The following is a 16829-nucleotide window of genomic DNA, read 5'->3' as shown; positions in this document are numbered from 1 at the left end:
GAATAATACTGACCCTTTTCTACGTAGTAACTACGTCTAGAAGGAGACACGGACCGCCTTCGCATCCGCCTCCACCGACGCCTTCAACGTAAACGGAATCTCCTTCTGCACCTGCGAACGCGCACCCGTATACAAATCCAACTGAGTAAATGACACCCTCGCCGTACCCGACATCGGCTTCAACGACCACACACCCGCCGAACTCACACTCACCTGCGGATCCGCCACCTTCTCAACAGACCACTTCACCTCAGAATCCACACGACCCGTAAACGCATACTCAAAAGGGCACCCACCAGGATAAAGAGTGCTCTGCTGCGTGCACTTCTTCAAATGATCCTGCACCTGCTCCTTCACCGACGCCAACGCATTATCACTCGGCTTCAACTCTATACGCACCGCATGATTCGCATCCTGCGCCGTCACCACCTCATTCACCTTCTGCGCCGTATACACCGTCGAATCATACGACACCGCATACACACCCGGATAAAACACAGGGAACGACGCCACACCCTTATCCACCGCAACCTTACGGTTATTAATCGTCGCAGCCTCCACACCCTGAATATTCACCTTCACCGATGGCAAAGACGCCTCATCAATAGCCCACTTATCAAAAAAGCCCCAATGCGTGCCCGAACGGTGCAAACGAAAATCCGTATGCTGCTGCGAACCCCCCAAAGAATACGAAGCACGCACCGTCGCATGCTCACCATCCTCGCTGGTCTCCACCACCTCATACGACACCTCACCCAACGAAGACACTGAACGCCTCAAAGCATCCCCATCCAGCAAAGACGCGTCACCCTCCGGAATCTGCGCACCCAACAAACCACGCGCATACGAACCATTACCCGTACGCAACGCATGAAAATACTCCCGCACCTGACCAGTCGGGCCATACACCAGCTTATTCGTCATAACCAGCGCCGCAGCAGCCACAGACACCGCCACCACAACACCGACCATCCACATTGCCAGAACCCGCTCCACGGGAGAAAAATTACGCATAGAACCAGGGTAACGCAGGTAGTCCGCTAGGTTTCACGCACCGCACACACTAAAGTTGTGTATATGGCAGAACGCGCTCACGAAGTCCCCGCCAAATACGGCGAAGTCAACGAACTATTCCACCCCCGCATGCGCTCCTACGGCAGGCGCATCGAAGCGGCACTCCCTGGCACCATCGTGCTCCTCGCCGCACTCGCCTTCATCTTCTACAAGCGACCCGCCCTGCCGTACACCATCCTCGTACTGCTCATCGGCACCATCGCAGGCGTAAACCTCTACTCAGTCCTCAAACCCACCATTATCGTCATCACCAAAACCCACGTGCTCCGCGCACGCACCTTCGGCTGGTTCGCCGTACCCCTCGAAAACATCGACCACACCATCTTCGTCGAAAAGCTCTACCCCAAAAAAGCCTACGGCCAGAAACTCAAAACCGTCGCCGGCCGCCTACGCTACCGCAGCTTCCCCGCCATGTGGGCCGTCGACAAAGACGGCAAACAGCTCATGCGCATCGACGGCCGCGTCTGGGACGGCAAAACCATGCGAGAAGTCTCCTCAAAGCTCTCCGCCCAAACCACCATCTACAAGCAGATCAACGTGGTCAACATGGACAAAGAACACAAGGGACTCATCACCTTCAACGAGCTGCACCCCGGCTGGCGCTCCAGCCTCATGACCGCGCTCGCCGTCATCATTGTGGCAATCCTCTTCGCCGCATCCTTCATGCCCGAAGAACTCGCCCGCACCATCTACCTCATCCACTAGAACACCCATTCTTTAAAGTTCTTCTGGATGCGCTTCTTGAGGATGTGCAAAGGCCCGGCACCCACCCCACACGGGGCAGGCGCCGGGCCTTTTGCATGCCTAGCTCAGAACGCTTAGTGCGCTCGTTGCATAGGTGAACCTATTCCGCCGGGCGGGACAGTACCGCCACCAAAAACTCCGAAGAACCCTCAACAAACGGGTGCATCTGCCACGACGAATACGTGTTATCCACATTCAGACCAGCCTCGCGGGCATCCGCCAAAAACTGCTCAAACGCATAATCACGGCCCGGACCCGAACCGTAACCAACCACCGCACGGCCGCCCGGCGCCAACACGCGGCGGAAATTCTCGACCACCGGCTTACGAGTCGAACGAGCCAAGAAACCCATCACATTACCCGCACACACCAGCAGCTCAAAACCATTCTCCTCAGTGGCGTCACCCTCAATGCCCAGAACCTCCGGCAAATCCACCAGATCAGCCGTAATCCACGTAGCATCCGGGCAGACGCGGCGCGCCTCCTCAATCAGCTCAGGATCAATATCCACACCCGTCACACGGTGACCCAACGCGTGCAGCTGCTTACCCACACGACCAGGACCCGAACCCGCATCAAGAATCTTCGCGCCACGAGAAGCCAACGCATTCACCAGACGAGACTCACCCGCCATATCATTGCCCTCAGCCTCCATCGCCTTAAAACGGTCAATGTACCACTGCGAATGATTCGGGTTGCTCTCCTTGCGGACCAGCCACAAGGACTTCTCACGCTCGCCCGGAGCGTTGAAACTCATCATTGCCATAAAAACTCCTTAGACAGGGTTGAGGACGCGCCAGCCACCAGGCAAGGTGACCGCGGCGTATAAGCGGTGTGTGCGCTACGTACTAGCATAGCCCCACCCGGCGTCTGCCGGTAAGGGCAGTAAGAGCCGGACGGGGCTATCGGAAGCGCTACAGAGGCGCTACAGGGGCTGGACGATAGGGGCGCGTTTAGAGGTGGTCGCCCTCAGTATTCGACGTACCCTCAGCAATCGCCTTACGCATCTGCTCCTCACGCTCCTCCTCAGCCAGACGAGCAGCTTCAGCGAACTGCGCCTCAATATCGGCCAGCAGCGCCTCAACCTCCTCCTTACCAGCCACCGGACCGCCAGCAATCAGACCATCAGCACCCAAAACCACAGCCAACGGCACACCATTACCGAAATTCGCGCGCGCACCAGCATCACGGTCAATCAGCGGAGTCAAACCTTCAGGCAACGTACCCGCATTACGCGAGGTCTGCAACGACTCCAGGCTCGAATACACCGGATGCAACGCCACCTGCGGCAGACGCTCCTGCCACGAAGACATCGTCTTCAAAAACTTCACACAACCAGCACACGTCGCCGACACAAACACCAGCACACGCGCCTGATTCTTAGCCAACGCGCGCATATTCGTGTGACGACCATTCTCCAGGTACAGCGCCGCATGAGGAATCGGCATACGAACATACTGCTCCTCGCCGTTCTCGTCATACACCGGCTCCGGCAAAATCACCTGAGCCTGCGGCTCCGACTGCCCCAGAGCATCACCGCGGCGAACCGCATCCAGGGTCAGCGCAATCAGCGCCGCACCAACAACCCAAGCCCAGCCGGAGGCATCCAACGAGAACAGCGTGAAGAGCACACCTGCACCACCGGCCAGGGCCGCCGCGTGAGCGCCAGCCGCCGCCAACAGCAGCGCAATATTACGGACCAGCGTGTAACGGCTCACCGGCGCATTCGACTCAGAGCCAAAGCAATTACAACCAGCAGTACGACCCGTCGCCAGCGCGCGCGCAATCACCACCGTATAGAACAGCATCAGAATCAGTGCCAAACCCGACGCAATCACCGCAGGCAACCGCACCGGCGACAGCAGCAGGACGGCGGCTAGGGCAATCTCGAACCACGGCAGGACAAGCGACACCGCACGGGTCGGCGCGATCTTCTCCAAACCAAGATTCTGAATACCAGTCACGGTACTCTGCGGATCCTTCGCCTTAGCAATACCGCTAATGAGCAGGGTTAGGGCGATGAGAGCCGTGCACAAAACAAGCGGCACAGTAGGGACGGTGAGCATAAAACTCCTAGAGTGAGTGTGCGAAAACAGGAGGCGGCAGGGCAGTTTTTGGGCAGAACAAACCGCGCGACGTGCCGCCGTGTTATACACGATTTTACGCCCTGCACATGGGGAAACCGTCTCTACGAGTTAAGCGCCTACCAGTTAAGCGGAAAGCGGTATACGCCCTCGTTCCTACAGGGGCACCCGTCCTCGCTTCGCTTCGGACACCCTGATGTCACTACGGGCGATACCGCTTTCCTTACACCTAGACTCTTGGCGCCTTGGCGCGCTAGGCCCTTCCTCCGCTCCTGCAGGGACACCCTGATGTCGCTTCCGGAAGGGATAGCTACGCCGGTGGACCACTAGATTGCCGTGAGGCGCACCCCGTACTCGCCCGCCAGCTCCGCGTACGCCTGCACAAAGCGCTGCGCTCGCGCACCCGAGGCACAGAAAACGCCCACACGCTGATCACGCACCGACTCAAACAAGCTCAGCAGCTCCGCGGGCACGTCGGTTGCCGGCAACAGCGACCCCTCAGCGTCGCTCAGCTGCGATAGCGGCAGATGCAACGAACCCTCATGCTTCACCGACTCTTCACGCTCGGGCACCTCACGCACATCCAGCAGAACCTGCGGAACATCATGCGCCGACAAATCCACCGGCACCACACGCGCCGGATCCGGCACCGCCCCAAACGACGTACACGTACCCGACAAGGCATCATACGTCAGCAGAGTACCCGCCGCCGTCGGCAAACCACTCACAAACTTGAGCACCTCCGTCGCCATCAGCGAACCCACCACAGCTGTTGTCGCACCCAACACCCCGGCAAGCGCACACGACTCCACCGTCTGCGGAATCGTCGGAAAAATATCACGCAAATGCGCGCCATCCGGCTCAAAAAGACTCACCGACCCGCCAAAACGCAAAACTGTGCCCCACACCAGCGGCAAACCCGCAACCTGCGCAGCATCCGCAATCAGATACTTCGATGCAAACGTATCCGTACAATCCACCACACAATCCGGTGCCGACGCGGCGAAAAGATCCAAAATCCAGGACGCATCCACATGCCGAATCGTTGTCTCAACCGTCAACGACGGGCACAGCTCCAGGGCACGGCGCGCCGCAACCTCCGCCTTCGGCTCACCCACATCAGACACACCAAAAAGCGGCTGACGCTGAATATTCGACAGCTCCACCGAATCAGAATCCACAATATGCAGATACCCCACACCAGCCGCCGCCAACGCCTGCACCACCGGACAACCCAAACCACCAGCGCCAATCACCAACACGCGGGCAGCCGCCACCGCATCCTGATCAAAGCCCGGCAGGCGACGCTGACGGTCCGTGCGCTCGCGATCCAGACGCGCATGCTCCGGATTCACCGGGGTAGGGGCAAGGTTTACATCCACGAGACAAAACCCTCCGACGGCGACGACGCCTTCGCGTGCTCACGCACCGGAATACGGCCAGCCTCACGCGCCAACGCGCCCGCCTGCACCGCAAACTTCATCGCCTGAGCCATCGCAACCGGATCCTCAGCACGGTTCACCGCCGACGCCAACAATACCGCATCACAACCCAGCTCCATCGCCAGCGCCGCGTCGGAGGCGGTACCCACGCCAGCATCCAGAACCACCGGAACCTGCGCGCGAGAAGCAATCAGCTCAATATTGTGCGGGTTCAAAATGCCCAGACCGGTACCAATCGGCGCGCCCAACGGCATAACCGCCGCAACGCCCGCATCCTCCAGGCGAGCGGCAGCCACCGGATCGTCAGAGGTGTACGCGAGCACCGTGAAATCCTCGGCGACCAGCTGCTCGCAAGCGTTCAACAGCTCCACGGTGTCCGGCAGCAGGGTGTCTTCGTCGTGGATGATCTCGACCTTTACCCAGGAAGTGCCCAGCGCCTCGCGGGCGAGCATTGCGGTCATCACCGCGTCAGCTGCGGTGCGGCACCCTGCGGTATTAGGTAGCGGCGCAATATTGAGCTTCTGCAGAAGCGGAAAAATGGGGGTGCCTGCGGCGTGACGGCGCATGGCAACGGTCGTCATTTCGGTGCCGGAGGCGATGAGCGCCTGCTCGAGCAGGTCCATGCTGGTTGCGCCTCCGGAACCCATGATAAGGCGGGATGTGAAGGTGCGGTCGCCGATGGTGAGCGGTGTGAGGCTCATGAGTTCTCCTCTGTGGGAACGTCTAGATAACGGGGTTTAGGTGTTGTGTGGGCGCGGCGGCGCGCCCGGTGTAGAAAGAAAACCGAGAATGTCTGTTCTTTTTTTGCCGGTGGGTATTCACCAGCGGGAATCTAACCGGTACAGGCTGGCGGGTTAGCCACCCTGCACGGCGGTGAGGGCATCCACCCTATCGCCCTCGCTTAGCGGCACATCCAGCCACGTGGAACGCGGCACGATACTGCGGTTGAGCGCGACAGCCACACCATTTTCGGTACCGAACTGGTCCATGACAAGGTCAAATACGGTGGGGGCGTTCGTGGTTAGCGGCTCGCCGTTGTAGGTGATAATCATGCGAAATCCTTTCGTGAAGGTGCCGGGTGCATCCGGCGGGGACTGTGTTTAGTGGGTGAATCGTGCCGGGTCGCACGCCTGCATGATGGGCGGAATCTCCGCCCCGCAGGCGACCTCCGCGCCGACCTTGCCGGCGAGCGCGGCAAGCAGAATACCGTGGCGGAAATAGCCCGTGGACACGAGCTGACGGGTGCCATCAGCGCGGGTACGGTGCCCGAAGATGGGCAGGTCGTCCGGGGTGCCGGGGCGGGCGCCGACGTTCGCCTCCAGCAGCTCGCACTCTTCAACAGCGGGCACCAGGCGGATTGCGTCACGCAGTAGCTGGTGCACGCCGTCAATGGCGGGTAGCGTGCGGTGGTCTTCGCGGCTGGTCGCGCCGATGCACAGCTCTCCGCCGGGGCGGGGGATGAGGTAGACGGGGCGGGAGTTCACGTAGCCGCGCACCACGTGCTTGAGGATGGGCCGCGGGGCACGCAGGCGCAGAATGTCCCCGTAGACGGGTCGTAGCGGGTAGTCCCCGTGCAGCGTTGCCCCTAGTCCGGTGCAGATAATGTCGCCAGCGTCCGGGTCGGTGACCCGTTCGGTGCTGAAGGTTACACCGCGGCGGGTGAGCGCGTCTTTGAGGGCGCGCCTCATGAGCCGCGGGTGCAGCTGATGGTCGCTGGGGATGCTCACGGCACCGGCAATGCGCGGCGCCAGGAGCGGTTCGAGGGTGCGCGCCTGCGTGGGCGTGACGGGGTCCGCGGGGCGGTTCATGTCCCGGTAGTAGGCGCGGGTGCGCTGTAGGTGCTCGGCGTCGGCACGGTCGGCGGCGACAATGAGCGTGCCGGTGGTGTCGTAGCCGGTGGGCAGGCCGGTGGCGCGGCTGAGCCGCTCCATGAGGGAGGGGTAGGCGTCGGCGCTGGCGGTCATGAGCGGGAAGAGCGCGTCCTGCTGGAATTGCACTTCTGCGATGGGCGCGAGCATGCCGCCGGCGTAGTGGCTGGCAGCAGGGTAGAGCGCCGTGCCGTCCTCGACTGTGCTGTCCTTGACTGTGCCGTAGTCGCTGGTTTCGGCGTCGATGAGGTGCACGCTCTCGCCGCGTTCGGTGAGCTCAAACGCGGTGGTGAGGCCAATGATTCCGCCGCCAATAATCGTGATGGTCATGGTTATGCCTTCAGTGCGGGGTTGTCGACGAAGGCGCGGACCATGGCGATTCCGGCAACTCCGGTGGTGCGGATGGCGGGGCAGTCTTCGGGGGTGATGTCGCCGATAGCCACGGTCGGCACGGCGGACAGCTCGGCAAGTTCGCGGAGCCCGTCAACGCCCAGGGGCGGGCGGTTGGACTGCTTGGTGGGGCTGGGGCGGAACGGCCCGGTGCCAATGTAATCGATGAGGTGCGCGACCTTGTTGGACTCTTCAACGAGCTGCCGGGTGCCGGTGGTGAGGCCGATGATCGCGTCGGCACCGAGGAGGGCGCGGGCGTCGGCTACGGGCAGGTCGTCCTGACCGATGTGCACGCCGTCAACGCGCACACCGCGGGCACGCAACGCGAGGGCAACATCGACACGGTCGTCGACGAGTAGGGTCTGGTGCGGCTGGATGATGCCGGCGATAGCTTCGGTGAGCTGGTAGAGCTCGCGCGCGCTGATGGGTTTGGACCTGACTTGGATGCAGGTGGCGTGTTTGGCTGCCCGGACGGTTTCGAGGGGGTTGTCGCCTGTGACGAGGTAGAGGCTCAGGTCGAGGGGACGTTCGGGGGTGGTGTAGGGGTGCGTTTCGCGGGTCATGCGGGTCTACGATTCGTCGTCGAGTAGCTGTTTTTGAGAAAATCTCTCATTGAATTTCTGTGGTTAGGTTAGCACAGCTGTGGGGTGAGTTGAACATTCTTCAAGTGTTTTGGGGTGGCTTGCGGGGTGTGTTCCTCGCTTGTGTAGGGGATAGGCTGGCGCGCTATACACTTCCTTCGCTCCTGCAGGGGACCCGCCCTCGCAGAGCTCGGGCACCCTGATGTCGCTTCAGGAAGGTATAGCTGAGCCGTGCGCAAGCCTGCGGTGAGGTACCCTGAACCCAATATTCAATCTTGGCGAGCTGCCTGCGGTACCCAACCCGAGTATTCCTTCCCCCTCTCCGCGCACACTCTTCCCAAGCCGAGTAGCCCGCGGTTCGCACCCCTGCCGCGGCAGCCGCACCCACTACTCCACCTGCCCGGAGAGGGGAAGAGAGGCAGGGGAGAGGCCGGTATGTTCCGTCGCGACATCAGGGTGTCCGACGCGGAGCGAGGACGGGTTCCCTGTAGGAGCAAGGAACATACCGCCTCGACCCGTCCAACCCAAGCGGCATCCTAAACTCTTGGCCCAACTACCGCATCCAACCTAAAAAATAAAGCCCCAAACCATAAGGTCCGGGGCTTGTGGAGCGGCTGACGGGAATCGAACCCGCGTATCAGGCTTGGGAAGCGTGCGCTCTACCATTGAGCTACAGCCGCATCTTTTTCAGTGTATCGTGCCTGCTTGCCGGGGGTGAAATGTGTCGGGGGTGAAATGTGTTGCGGCTGTTTGTGTGCGGGGTACCGGGGTTGAAATGTGATGTAGGCCTGTGTACTGGGGCTGGTGGATGCCTGCACGTGGGTGGTGTTTGCCAGGTATCCTTTAAGCGTGCTTATTTCAGATCGCGATATTCGTCAAGAGATTGCTGATGGGCGCATCGTTCTTGAACCGTTCGATGAGTCGATGATTCAGCCTGCAAGTGTGGACGTGAGGATTGATCGTTTCTTCCGTCTGTTTGATAACCATAAGTACCCGCATATTGATCCTGCTCAGCCGCAGGAGGATTTGACGCGCCTGGTTGAGGTGGCTCCTGATGAGCCGTTTATTTTGCATCCGGGTGAGTTTGTGTTGGGTTCTACGTATGAGAAGGTGACTTTGCCTGATGATGTGGCTGCCCGCCTGGAGGGTAAGTCGTCGTTGGGTCGTTTGGGTCTTCTGACTCACTCTACGGCTGGTTTTATTGATCCTGGTTTTTCTGGGCATGTGACGCTTGAGTTGTCGAATATGGCGACTTTGCCGATTATGTTGTGGCCGGGTTCTAAGGTTGGTCAGTTGTGTTTCTTCCGTTTGAGTAGCCCGACTGAGCATCCGTATGGTTCTGGTGCGTATGGTAACCGTTACCAGGGTCAGCGTGGCCCGACTGCTTCGCGTAGTTATTTGAATTTTCATCAGACGATGATTCCTGCGGATAGTTCTGTGGAGTCTTAGTCTTTCCCGCTTTGGGGTGCGGGCGTGCAGGCTGTGTGTTTGTGCGCCCGCGTGGGGCGGTTTTCGCCTGTTGTGCTCGTGCGTTCACTCGCGTGCGGGTTTTTATCTCTCACTCTCTAAGGATTTTTGATGAATCTGAAGCCTGTTGTTCTGCGTGTTGCTGGCGCGGAAGTTTCTTTGTATCTGATTGATATGTCGGACTCTTTTGTGGAGCGTTTTAAGAAGGCGTGGGAGCCTCTTGCTCCGGAGTTTTTTGATACTCCTGATGAGGCGTATGCTTCGTTGTCTCGTTTTGATCAGGTGATGCTGGTGCATGCGCCGACTGATGAGTCGGTGATGGATTTGGCGAATCCGTTGATGGGTCCGTTTGATAAGGTGTCGACGCTGCGTGTGGCTGATGATGATTCGGGTATGCAGGATCTGACGAGCCGTATTACGTTGGCGATGATTGAGCAGCTGGTTGGTCGCGGTGTGATGCTGCATGCGGCTGTTATTGGCGACCCTGAGTCGAAGCGCGCTGTTGCGTTGGTGGGTGTTTCTGGTAGCGGTAAGACGACTGCGTCGCGTTTCTTGGGTTCGAAGTTTGCGTACCTGACTGATGAGACTGCGATTATTTCGGATGAGGGTGTTGTGTCGCCGTACCCGAAGCCGCTGTCTGTGATTGTTGACCCGAATGCGCCGAAGGATCAGCAGAACCCGGTTGATCTGGGTCTGAACGTGGTTGATCGTGATGACCGCAGCTATGAGCTGTCGCGTATTGTGTTCATTTCTCGTGATGAGTCGGCGTCTGAGCCGTATTTTGAGCGTGTTCCGCTGCATGAGGCTCTGGTGTTCTTGAGCGAGCAGAGCTCGGGCCTGGCGCGTCACCCTGAGGGTGTTGTGTCGCTGGCTAAGCTGGTGGAGCGTTGCGGTGGCGTGTGGCGCCTGGTGTACTCGGAGGTTGAGGATACTCTGCCGCTGGTTCAGGATCTGCTGAATGGCGGTGAGCTGCCGAATGCTGATGAGGTTGAGAAGCTGGAGAAGTACACGGTTGAGGATCACCTGCCGGGTGTGTTCTTGAACGGTACGATTGCGGTGTCTCGTATGCCGGGCACTTCGGGTGTGCGTGTGGGTGAGGACGGCCCGTTCTTGCTGCTGTGTGACACTGAGCTGAATGAGCTGTCTGATTTTGCGGCTGAGTGCTGGCTGCAGGCTGAGGGCGACATTTCGTATGATGACCTGTTTGCGCGTCTGGCTGAGATCTTTGAGGGTCTGCCTGCGGAGGCGTATGACGAGAACCTGAGCGCTCTGGCGGCTGGTTCGATGCTGTGGGTTCGTGTGATTGATGATCCGCTGATTGATGACGCGACCTGGGCTCAGATGACTAGCGATGAGGTTCTGGATGAGGAGCAGCAGCAGATTGCGCTGGATTCCTCTGAGGATGCTGTCTCTGATGATGAGGACGACGTGGTGGAGGACTAACCACTGCGGCTTACTGACACGGCTCTCTGGCGCGGCTTTCTGAGCTCCGCTTGATAGGCACTGCTTGGTAGGTACTGCTCGATAGGCACTGCTTAAGCACGAAGGAGGGGCGGGTAGAAGATCATTCTTCTACCCGCCCCTCCCTGTGTGTATGCGGGGTTGCGTCTGCAGGCTTGTATTTGCGGGGTTTGCAAGGACGCTTAGCCCCGCGACGCCTTACCGAGCAGCCTTACTGGGCTGCCTTGTCGCGGCGCTTCTGTTCACGCTTCTGCTCGCGGCGAGCCGCACGCATACGCAACGGACCGGGCGCCTTCACCGGCAGTAGCAGGAGCAGACCTGCCACCACAACGATCAGAATACCGAGCACACCCCAAATCTGCGCGCCCATGATGCTCACGCACAGACCGAACAGCATCGGCGCCAGGAAGCTGGTGGCACGACCGGTGGTCGAGTACAGGCCGAACAGCTCACCCTCAGTACCGGGATCAGCCAGGCGAGCCAGGAAGGTACGGGATGCCGACTGCGCCGGGCCCACGAACAGGCACAGCAGCAGGGCGCATACCCAGAACACGCCCGGTTCGGGGAAGAACAGCAACGGGGTAGCCGCCAAGATAATGCCGACCAGCGAGATAACAATAATCGCCTTCGGGCCCAGGTAGTCATCCAGGTAGCCGCCCAGAATCGCGCCAACCGCCGCGACAGCGCTACCGGCAATACCGAACAGGATCACCTCGGAAGTGCTGAAACCGAACGTGCCCGCCGCGAGAATACCGCCGAACGTAAAAATACCGGACAGGCCATCACGGAACACCGCCGAAGCAATCAGGAACCACAGGGTCTGCGGGGACGTCATCTTCAGCCGTTTAATGGTGCGCCACAGCGCCTTGTAGGAGGCGAGCAGACCGCCCTGACGAGCCGGGGAGAGACGCTCCATGCCGAGCTCCAGGAAACGCAGCTCGCGGGTGGGTAGCACCTCCGGCAGGAAGCGCTCGCGGGTGCGCATACGCACCAGCAGAGGCACGCAGAAGATGAGGCACCATGCGGCGGCGAACAGCGCGACCGCACGGATATTCAGGGCGTTATCGGTGGTCAGGCCGAGCACCTCGGGGGTCAGCACAAAACCCCACAGCACCACAGCCAGCGCCAGGATGCCGCCAATGTAGCCGGCAGCCCATCCTGCGCCCGAAATCTTACCGATATTCTCCGGGTGGGAGATACGCGGCAGCACCGCGTTATAGTTCACGTACGCGAACTCGCTGAACACGCTTGCCGCAGAAATCAGGGTGACACCCAGCCACAGGTACTGCGGGGTGGGGCCCACGAAGAAGCACGCCGCCATCGAACCGACCAACAGCATGGTGTTCACGCCAAGCCAGAAGATGCCCCTGCCGGACTTGTCGTTACGCTGACCGGTCACCGGCGCCAGAATCGCAATGAGGAAACCGGCAATGGTCAGACCCAGCGACAGCGCCGAAGAAGTCTCTTCGGGCGTGCCAAAGTAGCTACTGGTCAGGTACACGGTGAAGATGAAGGTCATCATAATCGAGTCGAAGCTCGACGAACCAACATCCCACATGACCCAGGACGCGACCGAACGGCGGCTGTTCGCGTGGTCAACGACCCTACGCGGAGCCTTCGTCTTACGGCGGGGAGAAGAAATAGTCATAGTTGTGCTTTCGGATGCCGAGGTGGCGCTTCAGCGTAGCGGCGGCGTGAAACCGGCTGAAGTGGGGCGGGCGTGCTGAAGATGGAACACCAGGCGGTACGTACCGAGTGAAGATACGTACCGCCTAGTTCATGAACTTTCGCGCGGAAGGCGCAAAGTCTTAGTTGAAGAAACGACGCTGCAGGCGAGCAATACCGAAGCTCACTACAGCACCGACGACGGAGGTCAGAACGGTCCAGAGGATGACCTGACGCAGGGTGTCTTCAGAGTCGTGGGAAATGGCGGGAGGCTGGTTACCGGTAGCCTTGGTCCAGGCTGCGCCCAGGCCCTTACCAACCAGGGCAGCAGCGCCCATGTTGATACCCGCAATAGCAAGCTTAGCGACGGGGTTCATGTGTATCTCCTTAGCTGTATACGATGCGGCGTCCTGCCCGTGAACCCCTTCGGGGTTGGGTGAGAAAAGAGCGCCACTCCCTAGCGTATAGGGTTTAAGGCGTTCGTGCCGCTTTGGAGCCTCTCCGTCCCAAAATTGTACACCGTGCAATTCTGTAATGCGGGCAGAAGAACGAAACAAAAAGCGGCAAATTGGCACGAACAGCCAGACAAGCCTACAATCGAACCTGGGTTCCCACCCGCGCCACAACGGTACGGACAAGGAACCCCACACGACAGGGGAGCGCCACCGAGGCGCTGAGAGTGCTAAGCAGACCCTCGAACCTGATCCGGTTAGTACCGGCGTAGGGAGTCGAATTATTCTCGATGCCCTCGTCCATTCAGAGGGCGAGGACATTCCCCTTCCAACGAAGGAAGGACCACCAATGTCGCAGAACGTAACCCCCGCCTCCAAGGCATCTAGCCAGGCAGAAGCGAAGAAGCCGAACCTGCGCTGGCGAGTCAACGAAATCGTCATCGCCGCAGTTATCGCAGTAGCCTGCGCCGTCATCTTCTGGATCTGGGACATCGCAGTCGGCCCCGCCGCCAAAACCGCACTCGTAGCAGCACCCGAATTCCGCCCCATCGTCGCCGGCGCGTGGCTGCTCGGCGGCACCCTCGGCGGCCTGCTCATCCGCAAGCCTGGTGCGGCACTCTTCGGCGAAATCGTCGCAGCATTCATCTCCGTGCTCTTCACCGGTGGTGCGTGGAGCGGCGAAATCCTGATCGCAGGCTTCTTCCAGGGCGTCGGCGCTGAAATCGCCTTCGCAATCTTCCGCTACCGTCGCTGGGACGCATTCGTAGCAGTCTTCGCCGGCGCGCTCAGCGGCCTGTTCATGGGCGTTAACGAAATCTTCATCTACTACCCCGACATGGAACCGGTCAAGGCAATCATCTACGTAGCGTGCGCCGTCATCTCCGGCGCAGTCATCGCAGGCTTCCTCGCATGGATTCTCGTGCAGAACCTCGCCAAGACCGGTGTGCTCTCCTCGCTGGCATCCGGCAAGACCCGCCGCTAACCACCAGCAACTAGCCACCAACCAGTCACTCACCACGAGTCACCACTCGGCACACAACAGCAGCCACACAAAAGGCTAAGGAACCATCATGGAAGCAACACCGCGCGGGGCGCGCATCGAGCTCAACAACTTCAGCTGGCACCACCCCGGACGCCCAGAACCCGTCATCAGCGGACTCAACCTCACCATCAACCCCGGTGAAAAAGTCCTGCTACTGGGCACCTCCGGCGCCGGCAAATCGACGCTCCTGCACGCCATCGCCGGTGTGCTCCACGATGACGACGGCGAATCCGCCGGCGGCACCATCACCATCAACGGGCAAGCACCCGCCGAAGCGCGCGGTACCGCAGGCATGATGCAGCAGGACCCCGAATCCTCCATCGTCATGGCAACCGTCGGCAACGACGTAGCGTTCGGCCCCGAAAACCTGCGCGTACCCCGCGAAGAAATCTGGGACCGCGTCGCCGAAGCCCTCACCGCAGTAGGGCTCAACCACCTGCCCCTCGACCACCCCAGCAGCGCACTGTCCGGCGGACAGAAACAGCGCCTCGGCCTGGCGGGCATCCTCTCGATGCACCCCGGCGCCATGATCCTCGACGAACCCACCGCCAACCTCGACCCCTCCGGCGTGCAGGAAGTACGCGACAGCATCCTCACCGCTGCCGAGGCGACCGGCGCGACCCTGCTCGTTGTGGAACACCGCGTGAGCATCTGGGCGCCGCACATGGACCGCATTATCGTGCTCGGCGAAGGCGGCACCATCACCCACGACGGCGCACCCGACACCGTGCTCACCGAAGCACGCCAAGAACTCATCGACGCGGGCGTGTGGGTACCCAACTACGTGCCGCGTGCGCCGCAGAGCGACAGCGATAGCGAACACGGCGAAGCGCTACTGCGCGCCGAAAACCTCAGCATCACCCGCGCACAACCCACCCCCAAACAACGACGCGCACGCCGACGCACCATCAAACGCCTCGGCGACACCCCCGCACCCGCACCCACCGACCTGCCCGTACTGCGCAGCGGCATCAACCTCACCCTGCACGCCGGCGAACACCTCAGCGTGCTCGGACCCAACGGCGCAGGCAAATCAACCCTCGCACTCACCCTCGCAGGGCTCCTCACCGCACCCGATGGCACCCTCACCGCTACCGACGCGCTGCGCAACTACGACGGCAACCACAGTGGCAACCACGGCAGCAACCACGATAGCGAGCGCGCCCACTGGGACGTGCCCACCTGGACCCCCGCCCAAATGCTCAGCCGCATCGGCTACGTCTTCCAAGAACCCGAATACCAATTCATCCGCGGAACCGTACGCGAAGAACTCGAACTCGGCCCCCGCCGACTCGCCGCGCTCACCCGCGAACCCCTCAACGAAGACGACCTCACCGCACGCACCAACGAACTTGCGGCCCACCTGCGCCTCGCCCACCTACTCGACGCCAACCCCTTCACCCTCTCCGGCGGCGAAAAACGCAGGCTCTCCGTAGCCTCCGCACTCGCCACCGCACCCAAAATCCTCATCCTCGACGAACCCACCTTCGGCCAAGACGCACGAACCTGGGCAGAACTCGTCGACCTCATCCGCGAACTACTCGCAGGCGGCACCGCCATCATCTCCATCACCCACGACGAAGACTACACCGCCGCACTCGGCGGCAACCACATCACCCTACCCGCCCTCACCACCCCCGGAAAGGAGAACGCATGAACACCGACTTCTTCGGCACCATCGACCGAACCAGCTACTTCAGCAACCTCAACGCCGGCGTAAAACTCATCGTCTCCTTCACCCTCATCATCGCCGCACTCATCGTGCGCGACCCCCTCACCTCCGGAATCCTCTTCGCCCTCGAACTGCTCGGATTCATCCTCGTCGGATTCCGACCCGTCAACGTCCTCACCCGCTTCTGGCCCATCCTCATCGCCGTCATCACCACCGGCTGGTCCGTCGCCATGCTCAGCGCCAAAACCGGCACCACCATCCTCGACCTCGGCTTCAACAGCATCACCACCGACTCCGCCGCCGTCGGCGCAGCCATGATGATCCGCTCCCTCGCCATGGTCCTACCCACCCTCGCATTCGTCCTCACCACCGACCCCACCGACCTCGGCGACTCCCTCGCACAAACCTTCAAACTGCCCTCCCGGTTCGTGCTCGCCACCGTCGCCGCCCTGCGCCTCGTCGGCATTCTCTTCGCCGAATGGAACGCCCTCGGCCAGGCACGCCGCGCCCGCGGACTCGGCGCAGGCCAATCCCTCATTGGACGTGCACAAACCTTCGGCGGCCAAAGCTTCGCCCTGCTCGTGCAGGCTATCCGCCGCGGCTCCCGCCTCGCCATCACCATGGAGGCGCGCGGCTTCGGCGCAGGCGAACGCACCTGGGCTCGTGTGCCTAGCTACTCGCCCCGTGATGTGCACGTGAGCATTGCCGCCGCCGTCATTATCGCTGTTGCGTACGGTGCATCTATTGTGGCGGGTACGATCCAGTTCCTCTGGGGCTAGTTTGCTCTGCTCTGGACGTGGTTAGGGAGGCGCCCGCACCCTTCCTTCGCTCCTACAGGGGCACCCGCCCTCGCAGAGCTCGGGCACCCTGATGTCGCTTCAGGAAGG

16 protein-coding genes, 1 tRNA gene and 1 riboswitch are annotated in these 16829 nt (G+C 60.8%); of the genes, 6 read left to right on the top strand and 11 right to left on the bottom strand.

What is annotated here, in order from left to right:
- Window positions 1–36: 36 nt before the first annotated feature.
- Entirely contained in the window at window positions 37–1014 is a 978-nt protein-coding gene (locus AB8C10_RS06145; protein ID WP_368867182.1) for a hypothetical protein, read from the bottom strand.
- 63 nt (window positions 1015–1077) lie between these two features.
- On the opposite strand from AB8C10_RS06145, the gene AB8C10_RS06140 reads away from it, so the two are divergent.
- Window positions 1078–1779 (top strand): hypothetical protein, encoded by a 702-nt coding sequence (locus tag AB8C10_RS06140; RefSeq protein ID WP_368867181.1) that lies wholly within the window; start codon window positions 1078–1080, stop codon window positions 1777–1779.
- Between the two features lie 139 nt (window positions 1780–1918).
- Here AB8C10_RS06140 and AB8C10_RS06135 read toward each other — a convergent pair whose 3' ends face one another.
- From AB8C10_RS06135 to AB8C10_RS06100, 8 genes are all read right to left on the bottom strand, one after another.
- The gene (locus AB8C10_RS06135; protein WP_314390941.1) at window positions 1919–2584 is read right to left on the bottom strand and encodes a class I SAM-dependent methyltransferase; all 666 of its coding nucleotides are present in this window, start codon (window positions 2582–2584) and stop codon (window positions 1919–1921) included.
- Between the two features lie 187 nt (window positions 2585–2771).
- Window positions 2772–3884: a MauE/DoxX family redox-associated membrane protein gene (locus AB8C10_RS06130; RefSeq protein ID WP_368867180.1), complete on the bottom strand. Its 1113-nt coding sequence runs from the start codon at window positions 3882–3884 to the stop codon at window positions 2772–2774.
- Window positions 3885–4228: 344 nt separating this feature from the next.
- Entirely contained in the window at window positions 4229–5284 is a 1056-nt protein-coding gene (locus AB8C10_RS06125) for a ThiF family adenylyltransferase (protein ID WP_368867179.1), read from the bottom strand.
- Complete coding sequence (locus AB8C10_RS06120) at window positions 5275–6045, bottom strand: thiazole synthase (RefSeq protein WP_005509016.1); 771 nt, start codon at window positions 6043–6045, stop codon at window positions 5275–5277. The genes AB8C10_RS06125 and AB8C10_RS06120 overlap by 10 nt, the downstream gene beginning before the upstream one ends.
- 153 nt (window positions 6046–6198) lie before the next feature.
- On the bottom strand, window positions 6199–6396 hold the full coding sequence (gene thiS, locus AB8C10_RS06115; protein ID WP_049340547.1) for a sulfur carrier protein ThiS: 198 nt from the start codon (window positions 6394–6396) through the stop codon (window positions 6199–6201).
- A gap of 48 nt (window positions 6397–6444) precedes the next feature.
- Entirely contained in the window at window positions 6445–7542 is a 1098-nt protein-coding gene (gene thiO / locus AB8C10_RS06110) for a glycine oxidase ThiO (RefSeq protein ID WP_368867178.1), read from the bottom strand.
- Between the two features lie 2 nt (window positions 7543–7544).
- Window positions 7545–8165: a thiamine phosphate synthase gene (locus tag AB8C10_RS06105; RefSeq protein WP_368867177.1), complete on the bottom strand. Its 621-nt coding sequence runs from the start codon at window positions 8163–8165 to the stop codon at window positions 7545–7547.
- A gap of 624 nt (window positions 8166–8789) precedes the next feature.
- Window positions 8790–8863, bottom strand: a tRNA-Gly gene (locus AB8C10_RS06100).
- Between the two features lie 169 nt (window positions 8864–9032).
- Here AB8C10_RS06100 and dcd point away from each other — a divergent pair.
- Window positions 9033–9632 carry a dCTP deaminase gene (dcd, locus tag AB8C10_RS06095; protein ID WP_294628205.1) on the top strand — a complete coding sequence of 200 codons (600 nt, stop codon included), beginning with the start codon at window positions 9033–9035 and terminating at the stop codon, window positions 9630–9632.
- A gap of 129 nt (window positions 9633–9761) precedes the next feature.
- The gene (locus AB8C10_RS06090) at window positions 9762–11093 is read left to right on the top strand and encodes a septin family protein (RefSeq protein ID WP_368867176.1); all 1332 of its coding nucleotides are present in this window, start codon (window positions 9762–9764) and stop codon (window positions 11091–11093) included.
- 229 nt (window positions 11094–11322) lie between these two features.
- Here AB8C10_RS06090 and AB8C10_RS06085 read toward each other — a convergent pair whose 3' ends face one another.
- Both AB8C10_RS06085 and AB8C10_RS06080 read right to left on the bottom strand, forming a co-directional pair.
- On the bottom strand, window positions 11323–12759 hold the full coding sequence (locus AB8C10_RS06085) for an MFS transporter (protein WP_368867175.1): 1437 nt from the start codon (window positions 12757–12759) through the stop codon (window positions 11323–11325).
- Window positions 12760–12919: 160 nt separating this feature from the next.
- Window positions 12920–13153 (bottom strand): DUF4235 domain-containing protein, encoded by a 234-nt coding sequence (locus tag AB8C10_RS06080; RefSeq protein WP_049340557.1) that lies wholly within the window; start codon window positions 13151–13153, stop codon window positions 12920–12922.
- Window positions 13154–13419: 266 nt separating this feature from the next.
- Window positions 13420–13520, top strand: a riboswitch (TPP riboswitch).
- Between the two features lie 57 nt (window positions 13521–13577).
- Here AB8C10_RS06080 and AB8C10_RS06075 point away from each other — a divergent pair.
- From AB8C10_RS06075 to AB8C10_RS06065, 3 genes are all read left to right on the top strand, one after another.
- Window positions 13578–14210, top strand: coding sequence for an ECF transporter S component (locus tag AB8C10_RS06075; protein ID WP_368867174.1), 633 nt, complete (start codon window positions 13578–13580; stop codon window positions 14208–14210).
- A gap of 88 nt (window positions 14211–14298) precedes the next feature.
- Window positions 14299–15927, top strand: coding sequence for an ABC transporter ATP-binding protein (locus tag AB8C10_RS06070; protein WP_368867173.1), 1629 nt, complete (start codon window positions 14299–14301; stop codon window positions 15925–15927).
- Window positions 15924–16721: an energy-coupling factor transporter transmembrane component T family protein gene (locus AB8C10_RS06065; protein ID WP_368867172.1), complete on the top strand. Its 798-nt coding sequence runs from the start codon at window positions 15924–15926 to the stop codon at window positions 16719–16721. The genes AB8C10_RS06070 and AB8C10_RS06065 overlap by 4 nt, the downstream gene beginning before the upstream one ends.
- Window positions 16722–16829 lie beyond the last annotated feature (108 nt).

This window comes from Rothia mucilaginosa (genome assembly GCF_964210535.1).
In the GTDB taxonomy this organism is placed as follows: domain Bacteria; phylum Actinomycetota; class Actinomycetes; order Actinomycetales; family Micrococcaceae; genus Rothia; species Rothia mucilaginosa_F.
The sequence above is the reverse complement of the archived record's forward strand: the minus strand, read 5'-3'. Positions and strand labels throughout refer to the sequence as shown.

What these genes read in the sequence shown, in the direction of transcription:
- AB8C10_RS06145 (WP_368867182.1), bottom strand. Translation starts at nt 1,014, where the DNA reads ATGCGTAATTTTTCTCCCGTGGAGCGGGTTCTGGCAATGTGGATGGTC.
- AB8C10_RS06140 (WP_368867181.1), top strand. Translation starts at nt 1,078, where the DNA reads ATGGCAGAACGCGCTCACGAAGTCCCCGCCAAATACGGCGAAGTCAAC.
- AB8C10_RS06135 (WP_314390941.1), bottom strand. Translation starts at nt 2,584, where the DNA reads ATGGCAATGATGAGTTTCAACGCTCCGGGCGAGCGTGAGAAGTCCTTG.
- AB8C10_RS06130 (WP_368867180.1), bottom strand. Translation starts at nt 3,884, where the DNA reads ATGCTCACCGTCCCTACTGTGCCGCTTGTTTTGTGCACGGCTCTCATC.
- AB8C10_RS06120 (WP_005509016.1), bottom strand. Translation starts at nt 6,045, where the DNA reads ATGAGCCTCACACCGCTCACCATCGGCGACCGCACCTTCACATCCCGC.
- thiS (WP_049340547.1), bottom strand. Translation starts at nt 6,396, where the DNA reads ATGATTATCACCTACAACGGCGAGCCGCTAACCACGAACGCCCCCACC.
- thiO (WP_368867178.1), bottom strand. Translation starts at nt 7,542, where the DNA reads ATGACCATCACGATTATTGGCGGCGGAATCATTGGCCTCACCACCGCG.
- AB8C10_RS06105 (WP_368867177.1), bottom strand. Translation starts at nt 8,165, where the DNA reads ATGACCCGCGAAACGCACCCCTACACCACCCCCGAACGTCCCCTCGAC.
- AB8C10_RS06090 (WP_368867176.1), top strand. Translation starts at nt 9,762, where the DNA reads ATGAATCTGAAGCCTGTTGTTCTGCGTGTTGCTGGCGCGGAAGTTTCT.
- AB8C10_RS06085 (WP_368867175.1), bottom strand. Translation starts at nt 12,759, where the DNA reads ATGACTATTTCTTCTCCCCGCCGTAAGACGAAGGCTCCGCGTAGGGTC.
- AB8C10_RS06080 (WP_049340557.1), bottom strand. Translation starts at nt 13,153, where the DNA reads ATGAACCCCGTCGCTAAGCTTGCTATTGCGGGTATCAACATGGGCGCT.
- AB8C10_RS06075 (WP_368867174.1), top strand. Translation starts at nt 13,578, where the DNA reads ATGTCGCAGAACGTAACCCCCGCCTCCAAGGCATCTAGCCAGGCAGAA.
- AB8C10_RS06070 (WP_368867173.1), top strand. Translation starts at nt 14,299, where the DNA reads ATGGAAGCAACACCGCGCGGGGCGCGCATCGAGCTCAACAACTTCAGC.
- AB8C10_RS06065 (WP_368867172.1), top strand. Translation starts at nt 15,924, where the DNA reads ATGAACACCGACTTCTTCGGCACCATCGACCGAACCAGCTACTTCAGC.